Consider the following 20,974-nt stretch of genomic DNA (forward strand, 5'->3'; position numbering starts at 1 on the left):
TGCTCCTACAACCTGAAATCAGGAAGCCGCAATGTTGCAGCATCAATGTTTTCGTCGTCGGCCAGATTCCAAAGCAGGCTGCACGTGGCGCGCAACGCATTGATATCGTTGCAATCGCTGACTTGAACTTCATTGCCGTCAAGACTTACCGAAGCGGCTTCGCACTTCCATTCGTGCTTCGAGACCTCGACCGGTGCCGGCATGGCCTCATGCAACTCGCGCAAGTCACGGCAAATGAAGGTCGGGCGCAAATGGGGCTCGGCCAACATCAGCTGCACAGGATCGGCGACACCAGTCAGTACGACCAATGAATCATATCCGCCTCGGTTGCCGGCTTCGATATCCGTATCGAGTCGGTCACCGATGGCCAGGCATTGGTTTTTGGGCACCAATGTAGCACCGTCGTGCGAAGCCAGAAGCCTCGCCTCGTCATACATTGCTGATTCGGGTTTGCCGGCCGAAGCCACGGGCTCGACACCCGTGGCGGTGATGACGGCCCTGACCATCGACCCGGAACCGGGAGCGATCCCCAGTTCGCGTGGAATCGTCAGATCACGATTGGTGACGAAATATTTCGCACCACGTTCGACGGCGAAAGCCGCATTGGCCAGCTCGTTCCACGTAACCTCGGGATACCAACCCTGGATCACGGCGACCGGGTTGTCCTCGACACGATCGACGACGGTGAGGCCCTGCTTCTTCAATTCCTCACGCAAATGGCCGGCACCGACCATGAACACTTTGGCCCCAGCCGGCACGGCACGCGCCACCATTCTGGCAGCGACAACCGAAGAGGTGATGACCTGCCAAGGCTCAACCTTAAGACCGAAACCTCGAAGCTGCTGAGCCACGGTCTGCTGATAACGCGAGGAATTGTTGGTGGTGTACTCCACCGTCATGCCGGCCCGCTGCGCTTTGGTGATCGACTCGCTGGCGTAATCCACCGGGTTCTTGCCACGGTAGACCACGCCGTCAAGATCCAGCAATGCCAGCTTATAGGCTTGTTCGATCGGTTGTTCGGTTGCTTTGAGCACGCTCGGTGTTACTCCTCTTCGTCGGATTCGTCTTTTTCGTCCGCGTCTTCCTGCTCTACAGCCGGATCGTCGGAACTGTCGGCACCTTCGGTGATTTCCTCGGCGGGCAACTCGTTTTCGTCGTCGTCTGCTTCGCCTTGGGTTTCAGGATCGTCGTCCTCTTCGTCCTCACCTTGCGTCTCTTGACCGGCCTCGACATCGACGGAATCGACGGGCTCGCCGGATTCGTCGACGATTTGCGTGCTGTCGGCGTTCTCCTTGGCCGTAGCCGCGGCACTGACCTTGGCTTCCGGGGTTTCCGGATCCAGCGCGGACTGGGACTGATCGTCGAGTGCAGCATCCGTATCAAGCTGCGTGCCGACGGCTTCTTCGGATTCGGAATCCTCTTCGTCTGAATCTTCATCCGAATGATCTTCATCCGAATCACCAGAATCCTCGGAATCGCGCCGGTAATCCTCATCGTCCTCATACGGATCGACGGGCGCGAACTGTGCATCGTCTTCCGTGATGCCGAGTTCTTCCATCATGTCGTCCGGCAGACGCTCGAGGTCATAATCGATGACGACTTCCTCGGCATCGATATCGTCCTCGTCCATGTCGGCATACTTGTTTTCAAGCTGCTCGATGGTGGTGTCGAGATCAGCCGCCTCATCTCCACGGCCGGCTTCCTCGAGGAAGTACTGCTCGGCCTGCAGCGCACGCATACGGTAGGCACCGGGGAGTCCCTTGGTGTCGGCCAGCTTGCTGACCACGTCGACGGCCTTGTCCCACAGTCCCAAATCGCCCAACGCTCCGGCGTAGACCAAAAACATCTCGGCCTTTGACTCGCCGGTAAGGGCTTTGGCGTCATCGGACATGGCCATTTCGATGGCACGCTTCGGGTTGCCCAAGCCGCGTTCGCAATCGGCGATGAACGGCAGATAGTCGGTGTAGCCGTTCATACGATGGGCCGTGCGGAATTCCTTCAACGCGGTCTTGTAATCGCCTTGACGATAGGCGATGAACGCCAGTGTCTCGCGCGAGAAATCGATACGGGAGGCCTGGTGAGCCACCCATTCGGCATGGTCGCGCGCGGCCTTCGGATCGTCCGCCTCAAGCGAATAGGCGGCGAGGATGTGCAGACCGATGTTCTCGGCGTGCTCCTTGGAAAGTCCCCTCAGACGTTCCTTCTCATCCTTGGAAAGCATCGACCATTCCATGCCCTTGGGCATGCGCGGCTCGCCCGGACGACGGTCGGTATACGGGTTCTGCGAGGGGAACGAGGTGGTGCCGTCGGAATTGCGGCGCATGCCCTTGTGCATGTAGTCGTCGCGTCCGTCGTTATGGAACCCGCTACGCCGGTCATCGCGACGGTTGTCGTAGCCCCGATATCCATTGCGGTCGCCGCCACGCCGGTCGTCACGGTGGAAATCACGACGATCATTGCCACGGGAGTTGTAGCCACCCCTGCTCTCGTCATTGCGATGGAAGTCGCGCCGTTCGCCGTCACGATGGTCGTTGCCGCGGTATCCGCCGCGCCTATCGTCATCATGGCCACGGTAGCCGCCGCGACGGTCGTCGTTGCGGCGGAAGTCCCTGCGATCGTCTCCGCCACGATATCCTCCACGACGGTCGTCATGCCGGAATCCACCCTTGTGGAAGTCCCTGTGGTCGCCGTCTTTATGGAAATCTCGCCTGTCGTCGCGATGGAAGTCACGACGGTCGTTGCCGCCGCGGTACCCTCCATGTTCACCGTCACGATGGAAGTCGCGGTGTCCGCCGCCATTGCCGCGGTATCCGCCGCGCCTATCATCGTCGTGGCCGCGATAACCGCCGGAACGATAGCCTCCACGGTGATCGTCGTTGCGATGGAAGTCCCTGCGGTCGTCTCCACCGCGGTACCCGCCACGCCTGTCATCGTCGCGACGGAAGTCACGGCGATCTGAATCACCGTGCCCGCGGTATCCGCCGCTGCGACCGCCATCACGACGGTCGTCACGATGGAAGTCGCGGTGTCCGCCGCCATTGCCGCGGTATCCGCCGCGCCTATCGTCATCGTGACCACGGTAACCGCCGTGACCACCCTTGTGGAAGCCTCCGCCGTGGTTGTTGCCACGGAATCCGCCGTGGCCCCGATAGCCACCACCTGAACGGGACGAACCGTGACCGTATGAATTGCCGTCGCGGTTGCCGCGCTGTTCTTCTGCCATATGCTTGTACCTTTTGTTTGGGTTTAGCTTTCCCGTGTTCGTGAATGAACGAGAAATCCTAAATATTTTTTCTAATAGATTCTAATCGGCTTGATTAAAGCTTGCTGTCAGCCAAGTTCCACGGCGCCGACAGCCTTTTTGCCGCGACGAATCAGCGCAAAGTGATCGGCAAGGAAATCATTGCCGGTCAGTTCCTGATTCTGGTTTTCGACACGCACGTTGTTGATGTAGACACCACCGGATTTGATGGTCTTTCTTGCCTCGGAAATGGACTTGAACAGACCTGCGGAAACGGCGGCCTGAGCCACACGTTCACCGATGACGGCCTTGGCGAAGACCTTCTCGCCTTCCTCGTTTTCGATCTTGAGCCCGTCGATGGAGGATTCAAGCATGTCGGAGCTGATAGTCCTCAAGTCGCCGCCGCGCCCGAAAAGCGCGGAAGCAGCGTCGATCGCCTCTTGCGTGGTCTTCTCGCCATGCACGAAACTGGTGACTTCCCATGCCAATGCCTTTTGCGCCTCGCGGGCACCGGGGTTGACCTCGGCCTCGTGGGCGAGCCGCTCGATCTCGGCCTTGGGCAGGAAAGTGAACGCTTTCAGCAGCTTCTCCATCTCACCGTCGGGCTGGTTGAACCAGAACTGGTAGAACTTGTAGGGGCTCAACATCGTGGGGTCAAGCCAGACGGCGTTGCCTTCGGACTTGCCGAACTTCTTGCCCTGGCTGTCGGTGATGATGGGGCTGGTGAACACGTTGACGTTCTCGCCGCGCACCTTGCGGATCAGATCGAGACCGCTGGTGAGGTTGCCCCACTGGTCGGAGCCGCCGAGCTGCAGCGTGCAGTGGTATTCGTCGAAAAGATGCAGGAAATCGTTGCCCTGCAGAACCTGGTAACTGAACTCCGTGAACGAGATGCCCTCGTCGGACTTGAGGCGACGTGCCACCGTGTCTTTGGCGAGCATCGTGCCCATACGGAAGTTCTTGCCGACATCGCGCAGGAAATCGATAACCGACATGTTGGCGGTCCAGTCGTAGTTGGAGACGAAACGCACAGGATTGTCACCTTCGGTTACCAGAATCGTGCCGATCTGCTTCTTGAGCCTGCGGGCCCAGCCTTCGACGACGTCTTTGGGGTTGAGCGTACGTTCGCCGCTTTGACGCGGATCGCCGATCAGACCGGTGGCGCCACCGACCACCGCGATGGGATGATGGCCGGCTTCCTGGAGGTGCCGCATATTGATCAGCTGTACCAGATTGCCGATATGCAGCGAGGCCGCGGTGGGGTCGAAACCGCAATAATAGGTAATCGGCCCGCCGTTCAACGCTTTGGCGAGCTGATCGCGGTCCGTGGACTGTGAAATCAGCCCGCGCCAGTTCAATTCATCGAAGAGAGAGTCAAATCCCGCTTCCTTGAAATTGGTGACGTGAGCCATAACCGTATTCCCCTATTCTTTTGTGTCAAAACAACCAGAGCCGAACGACTCCTGAACCAATCTATTTTCGCAGGTGATGGCGACAGTATCGTTTACTGCGACGATTATTGCGCCACGCGCCTTTTCGATAACGAATCACACCATGAGGCCGTGGAACCATTTGCGCGTCATTGCCGCCCTGACCTTGCACAACATCGTGAATTACGATACGGGGAAGCATGCATCCACGGAACCGACAATCGACCAACGCGCACAAACGGTTGAGCGTGTCTTAAAGGCACAAGCCAAAACGTTGTCTTCCGACCTCGATTCATCAGCATTGGAGTCGGTCGCATCATCGATTCGTCGTCTGCCGGTTCAACAATCCTTGAGAACGGTGCTGAGCTTGGCAACCACGCCTTCGGTCATGTAACGGTAGCCTTGGGCGCTTGGGTGAAAATGATCGGGTGAGAAAAAGTCGGGCGCGTCGGCGTGTACGTTCTCATGGATCATGTCGACGTAGGTGGCGTGGTGCGCGGCACAGACTTGTTTGCTTACCGCGGCCTGTTCGTCCATCTCGCGCAGAATCGCCCGGCGCAGGGCACGCCCCAGCGAAGGCTCGTGCTGCATCTGACCCGGGCTCAGCACGACGATGTGTTCGCTCAACGGTTTGGCTTCGTCTAACACGGCACCGAGATCGTCACGCCATTCGTCGAGCGTACGATTGGCCATGATGTCGTTGGAACCGGCGCAGATCAGCAGGATGTCGAACTTCTTGCCTGCCTTGAGAACTTCAGCAAGCTGTCGGTAACGGACGCGTCGCATGGTGGCACCGAGCTTGCCGTGCGCTTCCCACGCCACGTCACGCTGAAGCTCGTCGGCGAATCCTTGCGCGATATCGGGCGTGAGGCCCTCCTGCTGGTCCTGCGTGCCGCAGCCTGCGATCATCGAATCGCCTATCGCGCATATGATCAGCGGTGTGGCATCGCCGGAAGCCTTTCGGTCCACCGTTTTGACACCGAACGGTTCGCCGCCGGGAGCCTCGGCCAGATGAATCGTATGCTTCGCCCACAATGCCTCGAGGGTCGCTATCGGAGTCCCGATACCCAATGTCATGCTGTCGGTACCTTTCTTGTATTAGGCTTTCAGCTTGTCATCGTACTCGAGGCAATGTCAAAAATACCAACGTCTATCACTATGCGCACGGTGTTACGTACGCAGGTCCGTCGCTGACGGAATCGGCGAATGTCTGGGCTTTTGCGGCGATTCGCTTGGCTTCGGCAATCTGTTCGCGCACGCGCACGGGAGCGGTGCCGCCCTTGCCGTTGCGCTGGTCGACGGAACCTTCGACCGAGAGGACGCTACGGACTTGCGGGGCACAATCGGCAGGCAGGAAATCCTTGAATACCGTGACGAAATCATCGTCGCTCAAATCCCACAGCTCCACGCCCCGGCCTTCGGCCAACTGGACGCAGGCGCCTGAAAGCTCGTGGGCGTGACGGAATGGAACACCCTGCTTGACCAGCCATTCGGCGATGTCGGTGGCCAGGGCGAAACCGGTGGGCGCCTGGGCTTTGAGTCGGTCGAGGTCGAAGACCATCGTGCGCACCATGCCGGCGAAAGCGGGCAGCAGGGTTTCGAGCGTGTCGACCTGGTCGAACACGGCTTCCTTGTCTTCCTGCAGATCGCGGGCATAGGCCGTCGGCAGGCCTTTGAGCGTGGCCATCAGGCCGGTCATATCGCCGATGAGCCGGCCGGACTTGCCACGGGCGAGCTCGGCGATGTCCGGGTTCTTCTTCTGCGGCATGATCGAGGAACCGGTGGAATAGGCGTCGTCGAGGCGCACGAAGGCGAACTCCTGCGTGTTCCAGATGATGATTTCCTCGCTGAGCCTGCTCAGATCCACCCCGATCATGGCGGCGATAAACGAGAACTCAGCCACCAAATCGCGGCTTGCGGTGCCGTCGATGGAGTTCGCAGTCACCCGCGAGAAGCCCAGCTCGTGGGCCACGGCCTCTGGGTCGAGACCAAGCGTATTACCGGCTAAAGCGCCTGAACCGTACGGGCTTGCGTCCATGCGCTTGTCCCAATCGGCGAGCCTGTCGACGTCGCGCAGCAGCGGCCAGACATGGGCCATCAGCTGATGCGCCAGCAGCACCGGCTGTGCGTGCTGCATATGCGTGCGGCCCGGCATCACCGCGTCCCCGGCCTTCTCGGCCTGGCCAATCAACGCATCGACCACGCCGAGTGCCAAGCCCGCCACCGAACGTGCGTGCCGACGCAGCCACATACGGATAAGACAGGCGATCTGGTCATTGCGCGAACGCCCGGCACGCAGTTTGCCGCCGAGCTCGTCTCCCGCAATCTCGAGCAGCCCGCGTTCCAGCGCCGTGGCCTCATCCTCGTCGTCCTCGACAGGCGCAAACTCCCCCGAATCCACAAGCTGTTGCAACGTATTGAGTGCATCTTCCATACGCTTCAATTCGTCGGCGCTGAGCAATCCTGCCTTGCCGAGCGCCCGGGCATGGGCTCTGGACCCGGCGATATCGTCATCGGCCAGCCGCCAATCGAACTGCGTCGACTTGGAAAGTCGAGCCAGCTCCGGCGAAGGCCCGGACTTAAACCGTCCGCCCCACAGCGCCAGATGCCCGTCCCCTTTTTTCTTCTGCTCCGTCATCCTTTGATTCCCTTCATTGTGCAACCAACAACTTTTAAATTAATTCGGACTGTGGCGGAAGGTCTGGGATATGCAATGTTCGACACGCTCCGGGCTGTGCCGCTAAATGGTAAGTCCAGTGGACTCACCATATGCACAGTGAGCGCGACATCCGAGCGCGAAGGCAAAATCTGTGATTTTGCAGGCCAAGTCTTTACGGTCGAACATTGCATATCCCATACCCTCATTTGTTCCATGCAAAACAATTAAACATAAGTCAACAGAGGCTCGGAGATATGCGATGTTCGGGCGTAAGACACGGCCGAGCGGCCAAGGAGCGTCCCGAACATTGTATATCCCCAGACCTCCCCACAGTTAGAAACCTTTAAATAAGGATTCTCCAACAGTAATTAATAGTCCATTCAATCCTATTCGACGGAGTTGTCCGGGACTTCGATGCCGTTGCCGAATTTGACGTCGCGGGCGGCGGCCACCTTGTCGGGCAGGCCGTAAATCGAGATGAATCCGTTGGAGGCGTTCTGGTCGTAGGTGTCGCCGGAATCGTAGGTGGCGAGCTTGTAGTCGTAGAGCGAGGAGTCGCTGCGACGGCCCGTGACCACGGCGCGTCCGCCGTGCATGACCATGCGGATCTCGCCGGAGACGTAGCGTTGCGTATCCTCGATGAAGGCGTTGAGAGAACGCACGGCAGGCGAGAACCATTGGGCGTCGTAAACCAGTTCGGCCCAGCGCTTGTCGATGTCGCGCTTGATGCGGTGCTGCTCGCGCTCCAGGCAGCAGTTCTCGAGTTCCTCGTGGGCGGCAATCAGGGCGACAGCACCCGGTGCTTCGTAGAGTTCGCGGGACTTGATGCCGACCAAACGGTCTTCGATGATGTCGATGCGGCCAATGCCCTGGGCTCCGGCGCGGCTGTTCATCTGCTCGATGGCCTCAAGCGGGGTGACATCCTTGCCGTCGATGGCGACGGGCACGCCCTGCTCGAACTTGATGACGACCTCATCCTCGACCGGCGGGAAGGCCGGATCGTCGGTGTAGGTATAGCAGTCCTTGGTCGGTCCGTTCCACGGATCTTCGAGGAAGCCGGTCTCGATGGCCCGGCCCCAGACGTTCTGGTCGATGGAATACGGGCTCTTCTCGGTCTGCGTGATCGGCAGCTTGTGGTCCTTGGCGAATTGGATCTCGACGTCACGGGTCAGCGAGAGGTCACGGATCGGGCTGATGGCCTTGAGGTTCGGGTCGATTGAGGCGATGGAGACCTCGAAACGTACCTGATCGTTGCCTTTGCCGGTGCAGCCGTGCGAGATGGTGTCGGCGCCGAACTGGTGGGCGGCACGCACGAGATGCTTGGAGATCAGCGGGCGCGAAATGGCGGAAACCAGTGGATAGACGCCTTCGTACTTGGCGTTGGCCTTCAGCGCCAGCATGCAGTATTCCTTGGCGAATTCCTCGCGGGCATCGACTACATACGCTTCTACGGCGCCGCAGGCCAGCGCGCGTTGGCGAATGGTCTCCAGGCTTTCTCCGCCCTGACCGACATCGAGGGAAACGGCGACGACATCCTTGCCGGTGCGTTCCTTCAAATACGGAATGGCCACGGAAGTGTCAAGCCCTCCGGAGTATGCGAGTACGATGCGGTTTTTATCGCTCATGACAGCCCTTTCTTCGAAGCGTTATACGTCAATATATACACTACTTCGTATAAATATGCAATCTTGCTAATGGAATGTCCATAATTTGGACTGCCGTCATCGAACCTCCCACATAACGACGAGCATCCGGCACCCAATTTTCGTGATTACCTCTGCATTGAGCTGCTTCATGCCGAGATAATCACACTTTCCCACCGATTTTCGTGATTAACTCCGCAGCCGACAGCCTCGCACAGAGATAATCACACTTTTCAGCGCTTTTCTGTGATTTACTCTGCACTCACCAGCCTCATACAGAGATAATCACAATCTTATGCAGTCCAGTCAACTCACGAAACTGAATCAGTCACGCGGACGTTGCCCGTGCGAAACGATGTCGAGAATCCATTGCTTCCGCGCCACGGCTGCATCGTCGTCACTGCAGACCAACAGCACCGTATCGTCTCCGGCAACCGTACCCAGAATCCCATCGATTGGCTGCTTGTCGATGACACTGGCCATGTATTGCGCAGCTCCCGAAGGAGTGTGAACGATGACAAGATTGCGGGCGGCAGCGGCCGAGGTGATCAATCCGGAAAGACCGCGAGAGAGTTGCTGGTCGATTTTTTCGGCGGTGGCGTCATCGAACTCGGGCTCAACGCCCAGCGTATACGCCATTTCGCCGCTTTTGAGACGGGTTTTCACCGCCTTCATTTCATCGAGGTCACGGCTCAACGTGGCTTGGGTGACGTCGATGCCCCGATCGGCGAGCAGACCCAGCAGCTGGCCTTGCGAAGAGACCACCGAATTGGAAAGAATCTCCTGGATAACGCTCAGCCGGGCTGTCCTGTTTGTAGGGTGTTGGAGCCTGTTTTCCGGGTTCCGTCCGTCGTATGATGCGGTTTCGGCTGAACCAGCCGATTCGTCATCGACTTCGCCGGTAATATCGCTCTCTTCAGTATCGTTCATTTGAGCAGTTCCTTGTCATCTCGAAGTGTTCCGATGAGCCAAGTCAATAAGGCTTTTTGCGCATGCAGCCTGTTTTCGGCCTCGTCCCAAACCACCGATTGCGGCCCGTCGATGACCGCCGCTGTGACCTCTTTGCCGCGGTAGGCGGGCAGGCAGTGCTGAAACAGCGCATCGGGCTTGGCGAGTTTCATCAATTCCTCGTTGACCTGATAATTCCAGAATGGTTTGGAACGAACGGCATACTCGTTTTCCTCTCCCATCGACACCCATGTATCGGTAAAGATGCAGTCGGCATCAGCCACGGCTTCTTGTGGATCGGTGGTGACCAGAATCGAACCGCCGTTCTCGGCCGCGATACGTTTTGCGTCCGCGACAATCGACGGCGCGGGAAGGAAGCCTTGCGGACCTGCCACACGCACGTTCATGCCGGCGGTCGCTCCTCCGAGCAGATAGGAATTGGCCATGTTGTTGGCCGCGTCGCCCAAGTAGGCAATGGTCTGGCCGGCAAGGGCGTCGACTCCCCCGCGATGCTGGGCGATGGTGAGGAAATCGGCGAGGATCTGGCAGGGATGGAACTGGTCGGTCAGGGCATTGACCACAGGAACGGTGGCGTACTTGGCCATCGTCTCCACACGATCCTGGCCGAACGTGCGCCAGACAATGGCACTGGTCATGCGTGTAAGCACACGTGCCGTATCGGCCACCGGCTCGCCGCGCCCTAGCTGCGAACCGGATTTGTCGATGACCAACGGATAGCCGCCAAGCTCGGCGACACCCACCGAAAAACTGGATCGCGTGCGGGTGCTGGGCTTGTCGAAAATGACTGCAACTCCCTGCGGACCGGCGAAGGGACGGTGGTAATAGCGGTCTTCCCAGAACTTCATACCCAGTTGAAGAATTTGCTTCTGCTCGTCATGATTGACATCATCATCACGGAGCATGTGTCGAAGCTGACCTGCCATAACCATCTCCTTTTATTGATTTGACTATATAAATATACTGCATAAAACTGAAATATTACGTTTCTATCCGCATATTGGTATATATACCACAAAATTGCTGATACCCAGGAATGATTTTCGCTCAACAGGGCTCTGAGGTTGCCGTGCCACAAAATCATGAACATCCAACGCAAAAACGCAATGATGCGGCTTTCTCTCCATCAATTCCCTCGGCAAATCAGTCGTCAGGCAAATCGAGGGGAATCTGGGCAAGAATCGATACGGCTTCGTTGACGTCATCGCTGCTGACGATAAGAGGCGGGGCAAGACGTAACGCATCCGGGGCAACTGCGTTGACGATGAGACCGTGATCAAGCGCCCAGTTCATGGCCGCGTGCGAGCAAGGATGAACGAGTTGAATGGCATTGAGCAGCCCACGGCCACGCAGCGAAGCGAACAGCGGATTGCCGCAAGCCATGATAGCCTCGCGCAACTGCTCACCACGAGCCTCGGCATTCGCTATCAAACCGTCTTCCTCGATGATCTGCAATGTCGTCAGCCCCGCCGTTGTCGCCAACGGACCTCCGGCAAAAGTGGAACCGTGAAGCCCCGGCGAGAAAAGTGACGCCAAGGACTCGCCGAACGCAATCATGCCGCCCATCGGAAAGCCGCCCGCCACGCCTTTGGCGAAGGTGATGATGTCGGGAGTAATCCCTCCGGACAGGTCTTCGCGCTGGAAGGCGAACCATTTTCCTGTTCTGCCGATGCCGGTCTGCACTTCGTCGATAATTATCAGAGCCTGGTTCTTATCGCAAAGTTCACGCACACCTTTGACATATTCCGGGTCAAGCGGACGCACGCCGGCCTCGCCTTGAATGAGTTCGAGCATCACGCCGGCCACCGGGCCGACACCGTTCTTGCCTGTTTCATCGAATGCGGCCCGCATAGCGTCAAGGTCACCTGCTTCGACGAACTGAACCGCAGGAAGCAGCGGATTATACGGTTCACGGATGGAGAGTTTCCAGGTGGCGCTCAAAGCTCCCATCGTGCGACCGTGGAACCCTTTGGTCAGCGCAAGGATTCGTGCGGGCACACCGCCATGTTCCGGGTCCCCGCCTGGCAGCGTCTTGCCATAAAGCTTGGCCATTTTCATCGCGGCTTCGTTGCCCTCAGCTCCGGAGTTGCCGAAATAGACACGGGAACCCTCCGGAGCACCGGAGATTTCGAGTAGTTTTTCCGCAAGTTGGATTTGGGGAACGGAAGCGAAATAATTGCTGATATGCGCGACCTTGCCGGCCTGGTCACTGAGCGCACGTACCCATTTCGGATGAGCGTAGCCAAGTGAATTGACGGCGATTCCGGCAAGGAAATCAAGGTATTCATTGCCATCCACATCCCATACATGCATGCCCCCGCCGTGGTCCATCACACGCAGAGGAGTGCCGAAAGCGTGGGTATGTACTTTTCCGTATTTGCGGATCCATTGTTCGCTTTTTGTTCCGATCTTGGTCGTTTCGGCTCTGTAGTTGTTATTGGAATCTTTCGATGGCACCGTATGCTGATAATCGTTGTTCATTTTTACTACTTTCAAATTCGCGTGTTGCCAGTTTCCTTGAAGATCTTTATTTTCCTATATGGTTATCATGTGTAGACAGTCGAATCGAATGGCCGGAAGCCATATCAGGCCAGTCTCGTTTGATAGCGTCACTGCATTCGCCTTCAAACAACCGTTGGACATCCATGCTTTTGCCGCTGTTGTGAGTCATCACTCAGCTTCGTCGCAGTTTCATGGCCTCTCCTGGCAGGACCATCGTGCCGATACCGGCACTGGTGAACACCTCGTTCAAAATCGAATGAGGCTGACGGCCGTCGATGATGTGAGCTTGAGGCACCCCTCCATCCAATGCGCGCACACAGGCACGCATTTTGGGTACCATTCCGCTTTGCAGGCCAGGCAACATCTCGCGCAGCCTGTCGACACCGATGGAGCTGATCAGCGATTTTTTATCCGGCCAATCGGCATAGAGACCATCTACATCGGTGAGGATGACAAGTTTTCGGGCGTGAAGAGCCACTGCAAGTGCTGCTGCCGCCGCGTCCGCGTTGACATTGAACACCTGGGTGGGATCGTCCGTATCCGGAGCTATCGAGGAGACCACGGGAATCCGGTTCTGAGCGATGAGGTTCTCGACGGCTGACGGATTGACTTCGGTGACTTCGCCGACCAATCCGATGTCGGTTTCCACCCCGTTGATCACCGGACGATACCGCTTCGCGCCGAAGAGCGACCCGTCCTCTCCTGAAAGCCCGACCGCGTGTGGACCGTGAGCGTTGATCAGCCCGATCAACTCACGAGAAACGGAACCGGTGAGAATCATCCGTACCACCCGCATGATTTCAGGCGTGGTGACTCGCAGACCGGCTTTGAATTGTGAATGGATACCGAGATCGTTGAGCATGCTGGAGATCTGTGGACCACCGCCGTGTACGACGATCGGGTGCATACCTACCTGGCGCAGAAAAACCATATCCTGTGCAAAGCAACGTTTCAGATGTTCGTCGACCATGGCGTTGCCGCCGTATTTGACGACGATACGTTGACCGGCGAATTGTTCAAGCCATGGCAACGCTTCGATCAGCACCTCAGCTTTCTGCTCGTCTTTCAGGTCGTTGTGGACATCGAACGTGTCCTCATCGGCTTTCGTCTCACCATCAACCTGATTGACCGACCGATATAATTGTCCGTCTTCATTTGTCGACATTTTGCCCTTCATTCACATGTTTCCCTGTATCCGATTACCGTATATTCCACTTCTGCGACCACCGCCGTATCGATAAACGGGTCGAACGATTGCTTGCTTTTCCAAAATCTCAGGATTCATAATCGGCATTGATGTGCACATATTCGCCGGTGAGGTCATCGGTCCAAACGGTTGCGGTCTGCCGGCCTTGGTTAAGATCGATGTCGATATTCACTTCTCTGTCATCCATCTTCACTTCAGAACGGTCAGCGCCGGCTCCGCCGTGTTCGCAAACCCGTACTCCGTTGATATCCACGGTGACTTCCCGCGCATCATAAGCGGCAACATCCACCGGAACCGTACCCAGAGAACTGACGATACGCCCCCAGTTCGGGTCGTTGCCAGAGATTGCACATTTAAGGAGATTGGAACCGGCGACCGCACGGGCGCAGGCCAGCGCCGCGCCCTCGGTTTCGGCCCCGCTAACACTCACCTTGATGTCATGACTGGAACCCTCCCCGTCACCGATGATCTGACGGGCGAGACTGGCGCAGGCCTGATGGACCAACGCTGAGAATTCCTGAGGTTTCGGCGTGACACCAGAAGCTCCGGATGCCAGCAGCAACACCGTATCATTGGTAGACATGCATCCGTCAACATCGATGCGATCGAACGATTGCTCTGTGGCTGCGGCCAAAACTGTCTTCAATTGAGCCGCATCGACCACCGCATCGGTGGTGATGACACAGAGCATCGTGGCCAACTGCGGGGCTATCATCCCTGAGCCTTTGACCATACCGCCGATCCGATATCCGCTCCCTTCCAACTTCACGGTTTTGGGCTTGGTATCTGTGGTCATGATGGCTGTGGCCGCTTCCATTCCGGCATCCACATCATCGCTTAAGGCTTCGCATGCCTTGTCAATACCGGAAAGCACGTTATCCAATGGCAGTAATTCGCCGATCAGACCCGTCGAACACACCGCTATATCGCTGGCTTCAAGGCAATCCCCAATGCCGAGAACCTCTGCAGCGTGTACAGCAGTGGCTTCGCTCTGCTTCAGTCCCGGCTCACCGGTGCAGGCATTGGCTCCGCCGGAATTGAGGACAACAGCTTTGATGTGTCCATCGGCGACGGCTTCGCGCGACCATTGCACCGGAGCGGCACAGAAACGGTTTGAAGTAAATACTCCGGCAGCAGCGTCAAGCGGCCCCTCGTTAACGACCAGCGCCAAGTCACTTTTCGATGTGTTGGATGAGATTGCGGCATTGACGCCGGCGGCTGAAAAGCCTTCTGCAAATGTCACGCTCATGGCGCCACTCCAATCGTTGTCAATCCTTGATCTTCGGGAAGTCCAAGCGCAATGTTCAGGGATTGCACCGCCTGCCCTGCTGTGCCGCGGTTGAGATTATCAATGGCGGCAAATCCATATAGACGTTTCGCGTTCCGATCGACGGCGACCTGGACTTGTGCCTCGTTGGACCCCAGCACATTCGCCGTAGCCGGCATGTCACCGCTGTCGAGCAACTCAATGAACTTCTGGCCTTGATAGGCATCAGCGAAAGCCTCTCGAATGTTTTCGTCGTCCATCGCCTCACCCTTGCTACTCAGTTTGGCCGAAACGACCGCAAGAATGCCACGGGACATCGGTACCAGTATCGGCGTGAAACCGACGTTGATATCTCCCAAAGGCGCTTTCACGGAAGTCGGATTTGAATGAGTGCCACCGGAACAGGCGACCGCCGCATGTCGCAGGTTCTGTACGATCTCGGGAATATGACGGTGAACGCCACCAACCGAATACGGCGTCGCCGACCCGATTGCCTCCGCCGCCAGCAGATTCGCTCGCTTGAGATTTTTGCCGGCCCCGGAATATCCGACAGCGAGATCGGCCACGATGTCGTCTGCTTCGATGAGACCTGCAGCAAGAGCGGGTTGGAAGGCCAGAGTGACCGCAGTGACGTTGCAGCCGGGTCCGGCGATCAAGGATGCACCGTGTAATTCCTCGCGTTGCCGTTGATATCCGCCGCTGGTCTCCTTGCCTACGATGAGTTCCGGCATTCCGTAGATCCAAGGCTGATGAAAATCACCGCCATAATACCGGCCCCATGCCTCACCGGATTCAAGCCTGTGGTCAGCACCCAGATCAACCATCACACGGTTTGCATCCAACTTTTCGGACAATGCTCCCGATACCCCATGCGGCAGAGCAAGCACGATGACGTCATGACCATTGAGCCTCTGCGGAGTCGTGGGCTCGATGACCATATCCTTCAGCGACGGGATATGCGGCATATGCTGCCCCAATTTGTCTCCGGCCGAAGAGTCGCCGGTCACCGTGGTCACCTCGAACGCCGGATGTGCCGCAAGAATACGCAACATCTCTCCTCCGGCATATCCGCTGGCGCCAGCCACGGCCACTGTGTATGTGCTCATGCGCATCACCTTTCTTGAATGATGATGTCAAGAATACATATATTCACTACTATGTATAGTTATACATCCAAATAGTGGACACTAAAGGAAACAATCCATTACGTCCTGACAACGACAGTCTGACGGATACCCATACAACCTTGTAACCAGAAGAAACAGAGCAAGCTCATCACTGTGAATATCAGAAAGTCCCCGCCCATTTGCATGGACAAGGACTTTCTGATAATGCATATTGTTAACGCTGTCAGCACACTGGAGGCTGGATCTAAGCGCTGACCGAACCGCCGCTGCCGGAGCCTCCGGAACCTGAACCTCCCGAACCGGAACCATACTGATTCAGCATCTGTTGGGAGAAATCGTTGAGATTGAGACCTTTGGAAAACAGCCAAATTTCGAAAATCGTCGCGATGACACCGAGCACCATGCACACTGTGGCCACCCAGAAGCCTTTCATATGGTATTTCTTCGTGCGCCACATGGAAATCGCGCCGGTGATGGCCGGCAGGAACGTAATTGGCATGAACAACAGAATGATCGAGACAATCGCGAGCGGATCCCAGTGCCCCAGATAAGGGTTTTGGACCGGATCGTTCATATCGACGCCATTGTGCATGTCAGGCTGGTATCCAGGGGTTCCGGGACCGCCGGGCTGAACCGGGGCGTTGCTGTAAGGTTGGCCGTTGCTGTATGGCTGCCCGTATAGATTATTCGGATTGTTGGGGTAGTTCCCGGGCATCTGGCCGGACCTGTCATAAGGCGCATTGCTCTGATTGCCGGGATTGCCCTGATAGATTCCGAAACCATTGCCGTATCCCGCTCCTGCTTGACGGTTGAAGGGGCCGTCAGGAGGATTCATCTGCCCGTTTTGGTTTTTCGGTTTCTCTTCAGGCATGCCATAGACGTACGGGTTGTATTGCGCAGGGAACTGGCTGGCCATCGCACCGTATTCCGGAACTTTCATCTGACCGTATTGCGGTTGAGCCTGGCGACCGGAGGGAGCGGCATTGGTCGACGGACCGGCGCTGCCCTCGCTGTTCGCATCGAACGGATTCTGAGATTCATTCATCGTGCCACTCCAAAATCAAGTAGATAATCGCGGAGCCTGCGAACCTCATCGGCGCGCAGACTCCGTATCGCTGCATTTTCCAAGATGTCTTAGGACTGAGCTTCAGGCACGCAGTTGCGCGCCGATGGTTGCTGCCTTATCGACAATAGCCTTGCGGATGGCCTCCGTGTCCTCGCTCTTGAGTGTCTTATCCGGAGAGCGGAAAGTGACGGCGTAGGCGAGCGACTTCTGATGCTCGCCCAGCTGGTCGCCAGCGAACACGTCGAAGAGCTCGATGGACTCGAGGTTGTCGCCGGCTGCCTCGACGATGGCCTGCCGCAATTGCGCGGCGGTGACCGTGTCGGGGACGGTGAAGGCGAGATCCTGCTTGACGGGCGGGAAAGTGGAGATCGGCTTGGCCTGCACCGGTTTGCCGCTCAACGTGGCGAAAAGCGCGGTGAGGTTGAGCTCGAAGGCCGCGGAATGCTCCGGGAAGCCGAGGGCCGCGTTGACGTGCGGGTGCAGTTCGCCGACCATGCCGACAAACGTATCGCCTGCCATCACTTTGGCCGCACGGCCCGGATGCCACTGCATCGGTACGTCCTGCGGTTCGGGCTGGACCAAGGTGACCTTGGCTCCGAGACGGTTGGCCACGCGGTTCATCGCTTCCACCGCGTCGCTGTAGTCGACATCGCGGTGTTCGCCGAGCCAGCCGGTTTCCACGGCCTTGCCGGTCAGAATCGCGGCGACGTGCAACGGCTGAACGGGCAGGCCGGCATCAAGCGCCTTCAGCTGCTCATCGGTCGGGCGCTGGCCGCCGGGCAGAGCCGGAATGGCGGGGGCGTTCGGGTCCCAGAGATAGACGTGGCCGATTTCGTAAAGCGCGATGTCTTCGAGACCGCGGCGGATGTTGCGCTGGACGGTCTGGGCCAGCGTCGGCAGCACATCGCGACGCAGGTACGGACGGTCGCCGGCCAGCGGGTTGGCGACCTCGACGCTCACCGGCTTGATTTCGTCAACGTCGTAGCCGAACGCCTTGAAGTCGGCGTCACCGACGAACGGATAGCTCAGCGTCTCCACCAAACCGTATTCGGCCAGTTCGTTGGCCACGTCGCGTTGACGCTGCTGGTCGGGGGTCAGCCCTACGGCACCCTCGACCGGAGCCGGAGGCATGGTGACGGGAATTTCGTCGTAACCGACAAGACGTGCAATCTCCTCGACCAAGTCGCACGGCATGGTCAGATCCGGCCTCCAGGTCGGAGGCACTACGGAAATATGGCCTTCGGCCGAGCCCGCGCTGACCGTGCAGCCAATGTCCTCGAGAATCTCACGGATGCGCTTATCCGAGGTGTCGAGTCCGGTGAGGCGCTTGGTTTCGGTGAACTTGAAATCGATGGCTTCGCGCGGTTGCGTGCGGTCGACGTCGATCGGGGTGTCACTGGGCGTGCCCTTGCCGTACTTGGCCATCAGCTCGGCGGCCATCTCGGCAGCGGCGGGTTGCAACGCATAGTCCACACCGCGCTCGTAGCGCTTGGAAGCCTCCGACGGGGTCTTGTGACGACGTGCGGAACGGGCGATGGTCACCTGGTCGAAGTGCGCGGATTCCAGAAGGATGTTCTTGGTCTCAGCGGTGACTTCGCCGTAAAGGCCACCCATCACGCCGGCCAGTCCGAGGATTCTCGAGCTGCGCTTGCCTTCGGGCGAATCGGTGATCAGCAGATCCTCAACGCTCAAATCGTGCTTCTTTCCGTCGAGCGTGGTCAGGGTCTCCCCCGCCTTCGCGCGGCGGACGACGATCGGGCCGCTGATCTTGTCGAGGTCGTAGGCGTGCATCGGCTGGCCCAGATCCATCATCACGTAATTGGTGACGTCGACGGCCAGCGAAATGGAACGCATGCCGGCGCGAATCAGGCGACGACGCATCCAGTTCGGCGTCGGGCTCGCCGGGTCGAAGCCGCGCACCGTGCGCGCATAGTAACGGTCACAGCCGGGCACGCCGTGAATCGGGTTGTTGTCTTCGATCTCGACCTCAATATCGGCCTTGCTGGCCTCGACACCCTTGGGCGCCTTCTCATTGAGTTCGATGGCCGGGTCGGTATAAGCCGCGCCGGTGGAATGATGGTATTCACGGGCCACGCCACGGTAGGACAGCGTGTAGCCGCGATCCGGGGTGATGTTGATCTCGAGCACCGGCTGGTCCAGGTGCAGCACGTGCATCAGATCGTCACCGGGCTTCAACGCTTCGGCTTCGTCCTTGCTGAAGCCGTAGTCGTTCAGAAGGATGATGCCGCTGTGGTCGCTGCCGAGCCCCAACTCACGCTCCGAGGCGCACATGCCGTTGGAGATGTGGCCGTAGGTCTTGCGCGGTTCGATCTTGAAGTCGCCGGGAAGCACGGCACCCGGAAGCGTGACGACGACCTTCTCGCCGGCGGCCATGTTCGGCGCGCCGCAGACGATACCGCGCGGCACCTTGTTGCCGTTCTCGTCGGTGTCGTTGTACTTGTCTCCGACATCGACGTGGCACCAGTTGATGGTCTTGCCGTTCTTCTGCGGCTCCGGCGTGGCATCGATCACGTAGCCGACCACGATCGGCCCGGTGACGTTCGAGGAATGAATCTCCTCTTCCTCGAGACCGACATGAACCAGATCCTTGGCGAGCTGCTCATACGTCAGACCGGCCGGAACCTCGACATGCTCCTTGAGCCAGTCAATATCTACCATTGGCATTGTTGGTTCACTCCCCCATCACAAACTGTTTGCTGAAACGCACGTCGCCTTCCACGAGGTCGTGCATGTCGTTGATATCGTGGCGCAGCAGCAGCGTGCGCTCCATGCCCACGCCGAACGCGAAGCCGGTGTAGACGTTGGGGTCGAGGCCTGCGGAACGCAACACATTCGGGTTGACCATGCCGCAGCCGCCCCATTCGATCCAGCCGGGGCCGCCCTTCTTGTCGGGGAACCAGAGGTCCAGCTCGGCGCTGGGCTCGGTGAACGGGAAGTAGCTCGGGCGCAGGCGGCTCTTGGCCTCCGGGCCGAACATCGCGACGGCGAGCTTGTCGAGCACGCCCTTCAAGTCGCCCATCGTCAGGCCCTTGTCGACGGCCAGCGCCTCGCACTGGTGGAAAACTGGGGTGTGCGTGGCGTCGAGCTCATCGGTGCGGAACACGCGACCGGGAGAGGCGATGTAGAGCGGCACACCGCGTGTGAGCAGCGCGCGCACCTGATCGGAGGAGGTCTGCGTGCGCAGCACCATGTTGGAGCCTACGAATCCTGCGGCGTCCTTGGCCTGGTTGCCCTTGACGTAGAAGGTGTCCTGCATCTGTCGGGCAGGATGGTCGGGGCCGAAGTTCAGCGCGTCGAAGTCGTACCATTCGGTCTCCACCTCGGGACCGGCGGAGATCTGCCAGCCCATGGAGATGAAGAGGTCCTCGACGTCCTCCATCAGCTTGGGCAGCGGATGACGGGCGCCCAACGGCTTGCGGTTGATCGGAAGGGTCATATCGACGGTTTCGGCGGCGAGCTGACGGGTCTCCTCGGCGGCCTTGACCTGCGCGGTCTTGATGCCGAACGTGCGCTCGAACTCGCTGCGCAGCTTGCCCATCAACTGGCCGGCACCCTTCTTTTCTTCCTTCGGCAGGGAGCCGATCGACCGGTTCGCCAGCATCATCGCCGATTCTGGCCCGGCATATTCCGTTCTGATGGCTTTGAGCTCCTCCATGGTGGAGGCACCCTTGATTTTCGAGATGCCCTCGGCGACCGCATCGGTCACCGCTTCTGCATCGAATGACGCACTCTGTGCCACGAGTACCCTTTCCTTCAATTTTCTGCAAACCTTGAAACGCCTGAGGATACATACGCAAAAGTCATGAATCCCAAGCATTTACAGCCTTTTCATTGTTTCAATATGA

Annotated in this window: 15 protein-coding genes; all 15 read right to left on the minus strand. The window is 58.3% G+C overall.

The features are described 5' to 3' along the window. Positions 1-5: 5 nt before the first annotated feature. The 15 genes from OZX75_RS03370 to pheS all read right to left on the minus strand — a co-directional run bounded on the left by OZX75_RS03370 (position 6) and on the right by pheS (position 20,868). Complete coding sequence (locus OZX75_RS03370; RefSeq protein ID WP_277146886.1) at positions 6-1,034, minus strand: HAD-IIA family hydrolase; 1,029 nt, start codon at positions 1,032-1,034, stop codon at positions 6-8. Positions 1,035-1,042: 8 nt separating this feature from the next. Then, entirely contained in the window at positions 1,043-3,223 is a 2,181-nt protein-coding gene (locus OZX75_RS03375; RefSeq protein WP_277146888.1) for a helicase, read from the minus strand. 107 nt (positions 3,224-3,330) lie between these two features. Next, positions 3,331-4,653, minus strand: a complete 1,323-nt coding sequence (gene tyrS, locus OZX75_RS03380) for a tyrosine--tRNA ligase (protein ID WP_277146890.1) — start codon at positions 4,651-4,653, stop codon at positions 3,331-3,333. A gap of 357 nt (positions 4,654-5,010) precedes the next feature. Continuing rightward, positions 5,011-5,748, minus strand: a complete 738-nt coding sequence (locus OZX75_RS03385) for a GDSL-type esterase/lipase family protein (RefSeq protein ID WP_277146892.1) — start codon at positions 5,746-5,748, stop codon at positions 5,011-5,013. A gap of 79 nt (positions 5,749-5,827) precedes the next feature. Beyond that, positions 5,828-7,309, minus strand: coding sequence for an argininosuccinate lyase (argH, locus tag OZX75_RS03390; protein WP_277146894.1), 1,482 nt, complete (start codon positions 7,307-7,309; stop codon positions 5,828-5,830). Positions 7,310-7,716: 407 nt separating this feature from the next. After that, positions 7,717-8,955: an argininosuccinate synthase gene (locus OZX75_RS03395; protein ID WP_277146896.1), complete on the minus strand. Its 1,239-nt coding sequence runs from the start codon at positions 8,953-8,955 to the stop codon at positions 7,717-7,719. 342 nt (positions 8,956-9,297) lie between these two features. Then, positions 9,298-9,903, minus strand: coding sequence for an arginine repressor (locus tag OZX75_RS03400; protein WP_277146898.1), 606 nt, complete (start codon positions 9,901-9,903; stop codon positions 9,298-9,300). Continuing rightward, positions 9,900-10,865, minus strand: coding sequence for an ornithine carbamoyltransferase (argF, locus tag OZX75_RS03405; protein ID WP_277146900.1), 966 nt, complete (start codon positions 10,863-10,865; stop codon positions 9,900-9,902). Before argF ends, OZX75_RS03400 begins: the two co-directional genes overlap by 4 nt. Positions 10,866-11,082: 217 nt before the next feature. Then, positions 11,083-12,420, minus strand: a complete 1,338-nt coding sequence (locus OZX75_RS03410) for an acetylornithine transaminase (protein ID WP_277146902.1) — start codon at positions 12,418-12,420, stop codon at positions 11,083-11,085. A 193-nt stretch (positions 12,421-12,613) separates the two neighbouring features. After that, entirely contained in the window at positions 12,614-13,618 is a 1,005-nt protein-coding gene (argB, locus tag OZX75_RS03415) for an acetylglutamate kinase (protein ID WP_277146904.1), read from the minus strand. A 97-nt stretch (positions 13,619-13,715) separates the two neighbouring features. Continuing rightward, positions 13,716-14,897, minus strand: coding sequence for a bifunctional glutamate N-acetyltransferase/amino-acid acetyltransferase ArgJ (argJ, locus tag OZX75_RS03420; RefSeq protein ID WP_277146906.1), 1,182 nt, complete (start codon positions 14,895-14,897; stop codon positions 13,716-13,718). Then, on the minus strand, positions 14,894-16,021 hold the full coding sequence (gene argC / locus OZX75_RS03425; RefSeq protein WP_277146908.1) for an N-acetyl-gamma-glutamyl-phosphate reductase: 1,128 nt from the start codon (positions 16,019-16,021) through the stop codon (positions 14,894-14,896). Before argC ends, argJ begins: the two co-directional genes overlap by 4 nt. 265 nt (positions 16,022-16,286) lie before the next feature. Next, positions 16,287-17,087 carry a hypothetical protein gene (locus tag OZX75_RS03430; RefSeq protein ID WP_277146910.1) on the minus strand — a complete coding sequence of 267 codons (801 nt, stop codon included), beginning with the start codon at positions 17,085-17,087 and terminating at the stop codon, positions 16,287-16,289. Positions 17,088-17,189: 102 nt separating this feature from the next. After that, positions 17,190-19,793 (minus strand): phenylalanine--tRNA ligase subunit beta, encoded by a 2,604-nt coding sequence (gene pheT / locus OZX75_RS03435; RefSeq protein WP_277146912.1) that lies wholly within the window; start codon positions 19,791-19,793, stop codon positions 17,190-17,192. A 7-nt stretch (positions 19,794-19,800) separates the two neighbouring features. Beyond that, positions 19,801-20,868, minus strand: a complete 1,068-nt coding sequence (gene pheS, locus OZX75_RS03440) for a phenylalanine--tRNA ligase subunit alpha (RefSeq protein WP_277146914.1) — start codon at positions 20,866-20,868, stop codon at positions 19,801-19,803. Between the last annotated feature and the right edge of the window lie 106 nt (positions 20,869-20,974).

Source organism: Bifidobacterium sp. ESL0800 (assembly GCF_029395355.1).
Taxonomy (GTDB): Bacteria; Actinomycetota; Actinomycetes; order Actinomycetales; family Bifidobacteriaceae; genus Bifidobacterium.

Bases quoted from the DNA above. Each gene is read 5' to 3' on its own strand.
- OZX75_RS03375 (WP_277146888.1), bottom strand. From the start codon at position 3,223: ATGGCAGAAGAACAGCGCGGCAACCGCGACGGCAATTCATACGGTCAC.
- tyrS (WP_277146890.1), bottom strand. From the start codon at position 4,653: ATGGCTCACGTCACCAATTTCAAGGAAGCGGGATTTGACTCTCTCTTC.
- OZX75_RS03385 (WP_277146892.1), bottom strand. From the start codon at position 5,748: ATGACATTGGGTATCGGGACTCCGATAGCGACCCTCGAGGCATTGTGG.
- argH (WP_277146894.1), bottom strand. From the start codon at position 7,309: ATGACGGAGCAGAAGAAAAAAGGGGACGGGCATCTGGCGCTGTGGGGC.
- OZX75_RS03395 (WP_277146896.1), bottom strand. From the start codon at position 8,955: ATGAGCGATAAAAACCGCATCGTACTCGCATACTCCGGAGGGCTTGAC.
- OZX75_RS03400 (WP_277146898.1), bottom strand. From the start codon at position 9,903: ATGAACGATACTGAAGAGAGCGATATTACCGGCGAAGTCGATGACGAA.
- argF (WP_277146900.1), bottom strand. From the start codon at position 10,865: ATGGCAGGTCAGCTTCGACACATGCTCCGTGATGATGATGTCAATCAT.
- OZX75_RS03410 (WP_277146902.1), bottom strand. From the start codon at position 12,420: ATGAACAACGATTATCAGCATACGGTGCCATCGAAAGATTCCAATAAC.
- argB (WP_277146904.1), bottom strand. From the start codon at position 13,618: ATGAAGGGCAAAATGTCGACAAATGAAGACGGACAATTATATCGGTCG.
- argJ (WP_277146906.1), bottom strand. From the start codon at position 14,897: ATGAGCGTGACATTTGCAGAAGGCTTTTCAGCCGCCGGCGTCAATGCC.
- argC (WP_277146908.1), bottom strand. From the start codon at position 16,021: ATGAGCACATACACAGTGGCCGTGGCTGGCGCCAGCGGATATGCCGGA.
- OZX75_RS03430 (WP_277146910.1), bottom strand. From the start codon at position 17,087: ATGAATGAATCTCAGAATCCGTTCGATGCGAACAGCGAGGGCAGCGCC.
- pheT (WP_277146912.1), bottom strand. From the start codon at position 19,793: ATGCCAATGGTAGATATTGACTGGCTCAAGGAGCATGTCGAGGTTCCG.